7 protein-coding genes and 1 pseudogene are annotated in these 8799 nt (G+C 59.3%); 5 read left to right on the forward strand and 3 right to left on the reverse strand.

The window, feature by feature from the left end:
• The first annotated feature begins 60 nt into the window (after nucleotides 1-60).
• Nucleotides 61-1023, forward strand: a complete 963-nt coding sequence (locus AAAB35_RS24600; RefSeq protein ID WP_340670923.1) for a GlxA family transcriptional regulator — start codon at nucleotides 61-63, stop codon at nucleotides 1021-1023.
• 41 nt (nucleotides 1024-1064) lie between these two features.
• Here AAAB35_RS24600 and edd read toward each other — a convergent pair whose 3' ends face one another.
• The 3 genes from edd to zwf all read right to left on the reverse strand — a co-directional run bounded on the left by edd (nucleotide 1065) and on the right by zwf (nucleotide 5161).
• Complete coding sequence (gene edd, locus AAAB35_RS24605) at nucleotides 1065-2891, reverse strand: phosphogluconate dehydratase (protein ID WP_340670924.1); 1827 nt, start codon at nucleotides 2889-2891, stop codon at nucleotides 1065-1067.
• A gap of 71 nt (nucleotides 2892-2962) precedes the next feature.
• Nucleotides 2963-3667, reverse strand: coding sequence for a 6-phosphogluconolactonase (gene pgl, locus AAAB35_RS24610; RefSeq protein WP_340670925.1), 705 nt, complete (start codon nucleotides 3665-3667; stop codon nucleotides 2963-2965).
• A gap of 18 nt (nucleotides 3668-3685) precedes the next feature.
• A complete protein-coding gene (gene zwf / locus AAAB35_RS24615; protein WP_340670926.1) occupies nucleotides 3686-5161 on the reverse strand; it encodes a glucose-6-phosphate dehydrogenase in 1476 nt (491 codons plus the stop codon).
• 153 nt (nucleotides 5162-5314) lie between these two features.
• On the opposite strand from zwf, the gene AAAB35_RS24620 reads away from it, so the two are divergent.
• From AAAB35_RS24620 to AAAB35_RS24635, 4 genes and pseudogenes are all read left to right on the forward strand, one after another.
• Nucleotides 5315-6790: an aldehyde dehydrogenase family protein gene (locus AAAB35_RS24620; protein WP_340670927.1), complete on the forward strand. Its 1476-nt coding sequence runs from the start codon at nucleotides 5315-5317 to the stop codon at nucleotides 6788-6790.
• 42 nt (nucleotides 6791-6832) lie between these two features.
• A complete protein-coding gene (locus AAAB35_RS24625; RefSeq protein ID WP_340670928.1) occupies nucleotides 6833-7582 on the forward strand; it encodes an SDR family oxidoreductase in 750 nt (249 codons plus the stop codon).
• A 132-nt stretch (nucleotides 7583-7714) separates the two neighbouring features.
• Nucleotides 7715-8557 (forward strand): oxidoreductase, encoded by an 843-nt coding sequence (locus AAAB35_RS24630; RefSeq protein ID WP_340670929.1) that lies wholly within the window; start codon nucleotides 7715-7717, stop codon nucleotides 8555-8557.
• Between the two features lie 133 nt (nucleotides 8558-8690).
• A pseudogene (locus AAAB35_RS24635) lies at nucleotides 8691-8799 on the forward strand (IS110 family transposase); the annotation flags it as partial.

Below are 8799 nucleotides of genomic sequence, written 5' to 3' on the forward strand. Positions count from 1 at the left end.
GAAGGTGCCGCCGCGCTTCTGATCGATTTGCTCTAACAGGGAATCTCGCTAAAAGAGCACATGGCCCAAGCCCTCAAGGTCGGCAGAACCTTTGCCTTTCTGCTCGTCGACAAATTCCCGATGTTCAGCCTTGCCGCTGCCATCGATACGATGCGCACGGCCAATCGGATGTCCGAGCAGCCTTACTATTCCTGGATTACTGTATCGGCGAACGGCGAGGCGGTGACCGCATCGAACGGCTTGCAGATCAATGTGCAATACGCACTTGCGGACCTTCCTTCCGCCGATATCTTCTTTGTCTGCGCCGGATTGAAAACCGAGTTCGATGACAAGCCAAAAGTCATTGCCGCCTTGCGCAATCTCGGGCGGCGTGGCGCTTCGCTCGGCGGGCTCAACATCGGCAGCTATATCCTTGCCGAGGCTGGCCAACTCGAGGGCCACCGTTGCACGATTCACTGGGAGAACCGTGCCGGCTTCCAAGAGAAGTTTCCGCAGATCGAGTGCACGGGCAACGTCTTTGAGATCGACCGCAAACGCTATACCTGCGCTGGCGGTACGACGTCGATCGATCTCATGCTCGAGATCATCCGGCAGGACTTCAGCCCCGCCCTTGCTAATGAGGTCGCCAACCAGTTTCATCACGAGCGCATTCGCTCGCAGACTGATCGCCAGCGGATCGGGCCAGAGCGGGATCTGACCGGGAAGTCAGAAAAGCTTCGTAAGATCGTCGAACTCATGGCCGACAATCTCGAACAGCCGAAATCGGCGGTGCGCCTTGCCAAGGCGGTGGGTTTGTCCGTGCGCCAGGTCGAGCGATTGTTTCTGCGGCACCTCAATATGACGCCGGGTCGTTATTATATGAGTCTTCGCCTCGAACGGGCCCGCGAATTGTTGCGGCAGACGCATTCGCCCATTCTCGATGTGGCGCTCGCGACGGGATTCACGTCGCATTCCTATTTTGCCCAAAGCTACCGCGCGCAATTCGGGCGCTCACCGTCGGATGAGCGCCGCACGACGTATTAGCCCGTGACCTTTTTTCCACGGCAAAGGAGCGCAAACCTCAGCTATAGGCCAAACACTGACGCCCCATTTTCAGCCCGGCCCACCGCATTGCGGAACGTCGTAAAGAGCTCGCGGCCCATGCCATAGCTGTTGTGGCTGATATCGACATCCGGTACCGGGCGCGCTGCCAGGACTTCAGGAGCTTCGAGGACGTCGAGCGTGCCGATCTCAGCGTCCAGCCTGATGACATCCCCGTCGTTGATCTTGCCGATGATACCGCCGTCGAGCGCTTCAGGCGTCACGTGGATGGCGGCTGGCACTTTGCCGGAAGCACCTGACATGCGCCCGTCCGTGACCAGCGCAACCTTATAGCCCCGATCCTGCAATACGCCGAGCGCCGGCGTCAGCTTGTGCAGTTCCGGCATGCCATTGGCGCGCGGACCCTGGAAACGAACGACAGCGATGAAATCGCGGTCGAGCTTGCCAGCCTTGAATGCGTCCTGCAATTCGGCCTGGCTGTCGAAAACGATGGCTGGCGCCTCGATAATATGGCGTTCGGCCTTTACAGCGGACGTCTTGATGACGGCGGTGCCGAGATTGCCTTTCAGCATCTTCAGGCCGCCGGTAACCTGGAACGGCTCCTTGTAAGTCGAAAGGACCTTCTTGTCGCCGCTTTCGGTGGCAATCGGCTGGCGCACGACAGTGCCTTTCTCGCCAAGCTTCGGCTCGATCGTATAGGCGCGCAGCCCATCGCTGCCGCCCCACACGGTCTTGACGTCCTCATGCAGGAGACCGGCATCGAGAAGTTCGCGGATAATATAGCCCATACCGCCTGCGGCATGGAAATGGTTCACGTCGGCAAGGCCGTTCGGATAGACGCGGGCGAGTAGCGGAACGATATCTGAAAGGTCGGAAATATCCTGCCAGGTCAGCTTGATGCCAGCCGCAGCGGCCATGGCGACAAGGTGCATCGTATGGTTGGTGGAGCCGCCGGTCGCATGCAGTCCGACGACGCCGTTAACGATCGTCTTCTCGTTGATCATTTCTCCCACCGGCGTGTATTCATTGCCGAGCGCGGTAATGGCCAGCGCGCGCTTCGCAGCCTCGCGGGTCAACGCCTCGCGCAGGGGTGTTCCCGGATTGATGAAAGAAGCGCCTGGCATATGAAGGCCCATGATCTCCATCAGCATCTGGTTGGAATTGGCGGTGCCATAGAACGTGCAGGTGCCAGGCCCGTGGTAGGATTTGGATTCCGACTCGAGAAGCGCATCACGGCCGACCTTGCCTTCGGCATAGAGCTGGCGCGTCTTGGCCTTTTCGTCATTCGGAAGCCCGGTCGTCATCGGGCCAGCCGGAATGAAAACCGCAGGCAGGTGGCCAAAGGTCAGCGCGCCGATGACGAGCCCCGGCACGATCTTGTCGCAAACGCCGAGATAGACAGCGGCGTCGAACATGTCGTGCGACAGGCCGATCGCCGTCGCCATGGCGATGACGTCGCGTGAGAACAGCGAAAGTTCCATGCCGGGCAGCCCTTGGGTCACGCCATCGCACATGGCGGGAACCCCGCCTGCGACCTGTGCCACGCCGCCTGCTTCCTTGGCCGCAGCTTTGATGAGTTGGGGGTAGGTTTCAAACGGCTGGTGCGCCGAGAGCATATCATTATAGGACGTGATGATGCCGAGATTGGGCACCACATCGCCGGCGAGCGCCGCCTTGTCGGACGGACTGCAGGCGGCGAATCCATGGGCAAGATTGGCGCAGGCCAGCGCGGAGCGCTTCGGCTTGTGCGAGGCCGCTTCACGCAGATGGTCGAGATAGACGTCGCGCGTCGGTCGTGATTGTTCGCAAATGCGATTGGTAATGCTTTTTACCCGTTGCAGGACGGTCATATCCTATCTCCTCTTGGCGGCTGCCCCGGAAGTTGGGAGCTTCCGGATGCAGCAACGCGGTCGGGCCCGCTTTACGGCGCCCAGAAAATCTCAAGCTCAATCGGCACGTACCGCAGCACGGCACGGATCGGCATGTCGAGAGCGCTACCCTCGGCAATGGCAGCATCCAGCACGGTCTTCTTTGTCGCGCCTTCAATATGCAGGGCCACAAAGCGCGATCCGGCAATTACTGGCAGCGCTAGTGTGAGCCTTGGTTCACCAGCGCCCTCGGCCTGCATCGGCAGAACGAGCGCCGACTGCTCCGGCGAAATCGCCGCGGCAAGATGATCACCGCCTGGAAAGAACGATGCGGTATGTCCATCGTTCCCCATGCCGAGTACGGAAACGTCAAAAGGTCGGCCGAGACGGTCGAGCGCCTTCGAGGCTATTCTAGCACCGTCCTCGACATTCGGCGCATCATTGTAGAGGCCGACGAAATTGGCTGCCGCCGCCTCGTTCTGCAGCAGCAGCTCGCTCACGAGTTTCTGGTTGGAACGTTCGTTGGTCGGCGGCACAAAACGCTCGTCGATGAGCGTTACCGTAATGTTTTTCCAGGGTAGGCGCTTATGGGAGAGGGCCTTGAAGAAGCGGGAAGGAGTCGTGCCGCCTGAAACGGCAAGCACTGCCTTGCCGTGCGTCTCACATGCCGCTGCAAGCCTCTCGGCAACAGCAGCGGCAAGCGCCGCGGCAAGCGCATCACCATCTGCGAAACTATTCAGTTTATGATCGATTGCCATGGAGCGCCTAACCCGTTGTTATGCTTCCGCTTCGTGCCAGGTTCGGCCGTCACGCTCGATCAATGCAATCGATGCGGACGGGCCCCACGTTCCTGCGGTATAGCCATAGGGCGGCTGCCCGTCCTCGGCCCACGCCTTGAGAATTGGATCGACCCACTGCCAGGCCGCCACCACTTCGTCCCGGCGCATGAACAGTGTTTGGTTGCCCCTTACAACGTCCATTATCAGGCGTTCATACGCATCCGGGTTACGAGCCTGGAACGATTCGGCAAAGCTCATGTCGAGTGGTACGTGGCGAAGGCGCATGCCACCAGGGCCGGGGTCCTTGATCATCATCCATTGCTTGACGCCTTCGTCAGGCTGCAGGCGGATCACCAACTGGTTGGCAACTACACGGCCGGCGCTTTCTCCGAAGATCGAGTGCGGAATCGGCTTGAACGACACCACGATTTCCGATGCGCGCGTTGCAAGGCGCTTGCCGGTTCGCAGATAGAAAGGCACGCCGGCCCAGCGCCAATTGGCAATCTCGGCCTTGATCGCGACGAATGTCTCGGTGTTGCTCGGCTTGCCAAGTTCATCGAGGTAGCCTTTGACCGCACCGCCGGCAGATGCTCCGGCGCGATATTGGCCACGAACCGTCAAATCCTGATAATTCTTCGTGTTGATAGGGCTGAGGGAGCGCAGCACTTTCAGCTTTTCGTCGCGCACCGCATCTGCGTCCATCGATGACGGTGGCTCCATGGCGACGAGGCAGAGCAGTTGCAGCATGTGGTTCTGCACCATGTCACGTAGCGCGCCTGCCATATCGTAATAGCCGGCGCGGTTTTCCAGCCCTACCGATTCCGCCACGGTGATCTGGACATGGTCAATGTGCGCCGAATTCCACAATGGCTCGTAGAGAGCGTTGGCAAAGCGCAGTGCCATCAGGTTCTGCACCGTTTCCTTACCGAGATAATGATCGATTCGAAAGATTTGCTGCTCGTGGAAGACGTGGCCGATCGTATCATTCAGGGCAATGGCTGATGCGAGGTCGCGGCCAATCGGCTTTTCGACGATGATACGCGTATGGTCGTGCACGAGCTTGTGGCTCTTGAGCCGGCTCGTGATATCGCCGAATAGCGATGGGCTGACAGCAAGATAGAAGGCTCGGACCCTCTTGGTGTCGTTGCCAATTTCCGCCTTGAGTTCCTCCCAGCCATTGTCGGAGGTGGCGTCGACCGCGACATAGGAAACCCGCGCCAGGAACTGGTCAAGCTGTTTGGGGTCGATCTCTTCGGCTTTGACGAATTCCTTGATTGCCGCCGCGGCAAAGTCACGATAGGCCTCGTCAGTCATCTGTGAGCGCGAAGCGCCGATGACGCGGGTCGGCTCGGAGAATTGGCCGTCGCGCTGGCGCTGGTAGAGAGCCGGTATCAACTTCCGCTCTGCAAGGTCGCCTGTGCCACCGAATACGATGCAATCGAAGGGTTCAACGGGGATTATCTGACTTGTCATACGGGGAGTCTCGCTATGCCTGAATGCGTCGGTGGACGCAGGGTTGTATAATCTAATCGATTTAAAATGACCAGTCCTTGGCGACGAACTGCGTCAAAATGCATTTCCAATTCGCTCCTGTTCACTTAACGTTGCAACGAACAGGAAGTAGCCATGGTACAGAATCTCTCCAAAGTTGTCGCGCAGGATCAAAAGTTCCTGAACATCATCAATGGTCGGCAGGTCCCGGCACTTTCGCAAGAAACGATCACTGTTTTGTGTCCGTCGGATGGCCTTGCTTTCACAAGCATTCCTGCAAGCAGGGCCGAAGACGTCGACCACGCTGTTCGCGCCGCGCGCGCGGCCTTCGATAACGGACTCTGGTCGCGCATGGCTGCTGTCGAACGCGGCCGGCTCCTGACGAAGCTGGGGCACCTTATCGAGCAGAATAGCGAAGAACTCGCAGCGCTCGAGTCCCGCGATACCGGCAAGCCGATCCGCCAGGGAAGGGCCGATGTCGCCGCTGCAATGCGCTACTATGAATTTTACGGTGGCGCTGCCGATAAAATCCATGGGGATACGATCCCTTTCAACGAAGGGTATACGGCCCTGACGCTGCGTGAACCGCACGGCGTTGTTGCCGGGATCATTCCCTGGAATTATCCAATGCAGATCATGGCAAGGGTGGTGGGGGCCGCGCTCGCAATGGGCAATACGCTGGTGATCAAGCCTGCCGAGGACGCGTCGCTTTCGACGATCCGCATCGGTGAACTCGCCATCGAAGCGGGCTTTCCGGATGGGGTTCTCAATATAGTCACGGGTTATGGACGCGATGCGGGCGCTGCCCTTTCCGCCCATGCCGGCGTCGACTACCTGACCTTCACCGGCTCGCCTGCCACCGGTACCGCGATCCAGCAGGCTGCGGCCACCAATAATCGCGGCGTTACAATGGAACTCGGGGGCAAGTCACCGCAAATCGTTTTTGCCGATGCCGATATCGAGAAGGCTCTGCCGGTCCTCGTCAATGCGATCATCCAGAATGGCGGCCAAACCTGCTCCGCCGGCAGCCGCGTGCTGATCGAGCGTAGCATCTACAATGACGTTGCAGGCGCACTTGCCGATCGTTTTGCCAAGTTGGTGGCCGGACCCCACGATTCCGATCTCGACCTTGGCGCCATGATAAATCCGGCGCAAAAACGCCGGGTTGAAGCCTATGTCAGCGCGGCCACCGAGGCAGGGATTGAACTCGTTGCCCGCGGCACCATTGCCGGCGATGCGCCGGCGACCGGATATTACGTTTCCCCTGTGCTTTTCGGATCGGTCGATCCTTCGGCAGTGATCGCTCAGGAGGAGGTGTTCGGCCCCGTCCTTTCGCTCTTTTCCTTTAACGACGAGAACGACGCGATCCGCCTTGCCAACGGTACCGAATATGGCCTTGTCGCTGGGGTCTGGACCAGGGATGGTGCCCGCCAGCATCGCGTTGCTAAACGCGTGCGCGCCGGACAGGTTTATATCAACGCCTATGGTGCCGGCGGCGGCATCGAACTGCCCTTTGGCGGCTTCAAGAAATCCGGCCATGGTCGGGAAAAAGGGTTCGAGGCGCTCTACGATATGTCAGCGACGAAGACGATCGTCTTTCGCCACGATTGATCTGAAACGACCACCAGCAATGAGCATGAATAAGGAGACGAAATGACCCGTTTGGCAGGCAAGACAGCAATCATCACCGGCGCAGCGTCAGGATTCGGCGAAGGGATGGCGAAGCGCTTTGCCGCGGAGGGCGCCAATGTCGTCGTTGCCGATCTCAACCTCAAGGGCGCCCAAAAGGTCGCCGCCGCGATAGGCGGGAAATCGATCGCAGTTCATGCCGATGTGACGCGCAAGGACGAAGTGGAAAACATGGTTCAGACGGCCGCCGATCAGTTCGGTCGCATCGACATCATGGTCAACAATGCCGGCTTTACCTACCGCAATGGCTCGATGCTGGAGGTTGATGAAAGCACGTTCGATCTGATTACCGGCGTCAACATGAAGTCCATCTATTATTCCGCGCTGGCCGTGGTGCCGGTCATGGAGGCGCAGGGCGGCGGCTCGATCATTACCACTGCCTCGACGGCCGGACTGCGACCGCGTCCCGGACTGACCTGGTACAACGCGTCTAAGGGGTGGGCAATCAGCGCCACCAAGTCCATGGCGATCGAGCTTGCACCGAAGAAGATCAGGGTGAACTGCCTTTGCCCGGTGGCGGGCGAAACGCCGATGCTTGGCTTGTTCATGGGCGAGGACACGCCGGAAAAGCGCGCGCAGTTCAAGGCGACCGTGCCGCTCGGACGCCTGTCGACGCCGCTCGACGTTGCCAATGCCGCGCTTTGGCTGGCTTCCGACGAAGCAGAATTCATCACTGGGGTTGCCCTCGAAGTTGATGGCGGACGCTGCATCTGAGCGACCACCTTTAGTTGCATGAAATCTTGAAACGTTAGCGGGCTGGTCTACATTGCTCTGGTAGTCCAGCTTTTCCCACGGCGCTGCTTTGATCCGTTTAGACCATCGCGACCCATCATCAAGGACGTCATCATGACATCGAAACCTGTCTGGTTCATCACTGGCTGTTCAACCGGTTTTGGCCGCGAGCTCGCGCGTCACACGCTTGAACTTGGTTATCCGACCGTCGTTACCGCCCGCAATCCCGCGCAAGTCGAAGATCTCGCCAGGGATCACAAGGATAATGCCCTCGTCCTCAAGCTCGATGTGACGAAGGCCGAGGACATTGCCAGTGCCGTGAAAGCGGCGCACGAGCATTTCGGGCGGATCGATGTTCTCGTGAACAATGCCGGCATCGGCTATTTCGGCTCGCTCGAAGAGAGCGACATGGACGAAGTGCGCAAGATGTTCGATATCAACGTCTGGGGTCTCGCCAATATGACGCGGGCGGTACTGCCGATCCTGCGCAAGCAGCGTTCGGGCACGATCGTCAATATTTCTTCGCAGGGCGGTCTCATTGCCAATGTTGCCGTCAGCTTCTATGCGGCCACCAAGTTCAGCGTCGAAGCACTTTCGGAATCTCTCTCGAAGGAGGTGGCTCCGCTTGGTATCAAGGTTCTTATCGTCGAGCCGAGCGGCTTCCGCACCGACTGGGCCGGGCGCTCCGCCAATGAGGTACCGGAAACGATGGAAGACTACCGGTCAACCGCCGGCGCGCGGCTCGATATGCTTCGGAATTTCAGCGGCAACCAGCCGGGCGATCCGGTGAGGGCAGCCAAGGCGATCGTCCAGGCCGTGGAAGCGGAAAACCCGCCGCTCCGTCTCCTGCTCGGCAAGGAAGCGCTGGAGAATGCGCGCAAGAAAATCGGCGAGTTGCAGCGTGATTTCGAGGCCTGGGCCGAAGTAACTGTGGGCGCTGACGCACCAAAAGCGTAGGGGCGCCTTCTCGGTTAGCTGCTGCGATAGGAAATGGCCGGCTAAACCGGCCATTTTCTAACTATTGCGGTCTCATTTCCCTTAGATCAGGCGGCGCAGGATCACGAAAAGCGTAAAGCCGCTCAAGGGCTGCACGGAGCTCAAAAGCTGGGCGATGCGGATCGCCCGGCGGGCCGGGATGAAGAAGGCCAAAGTTGCGCTCGCGCGCAAGCTTGCGGTGATCCTGCACCGCATGCTCGCCG

Source organism: Phyllobacterium sp., from assembly GCF_037994425.1.
In the GTDB taxonomy this organism is placed as follows: domain Bacteria; phylum Pseudomonadota; class Alphaproteobacteria; order Rhizobiales; family Rhizobiaceae; genus Phyllobacterium.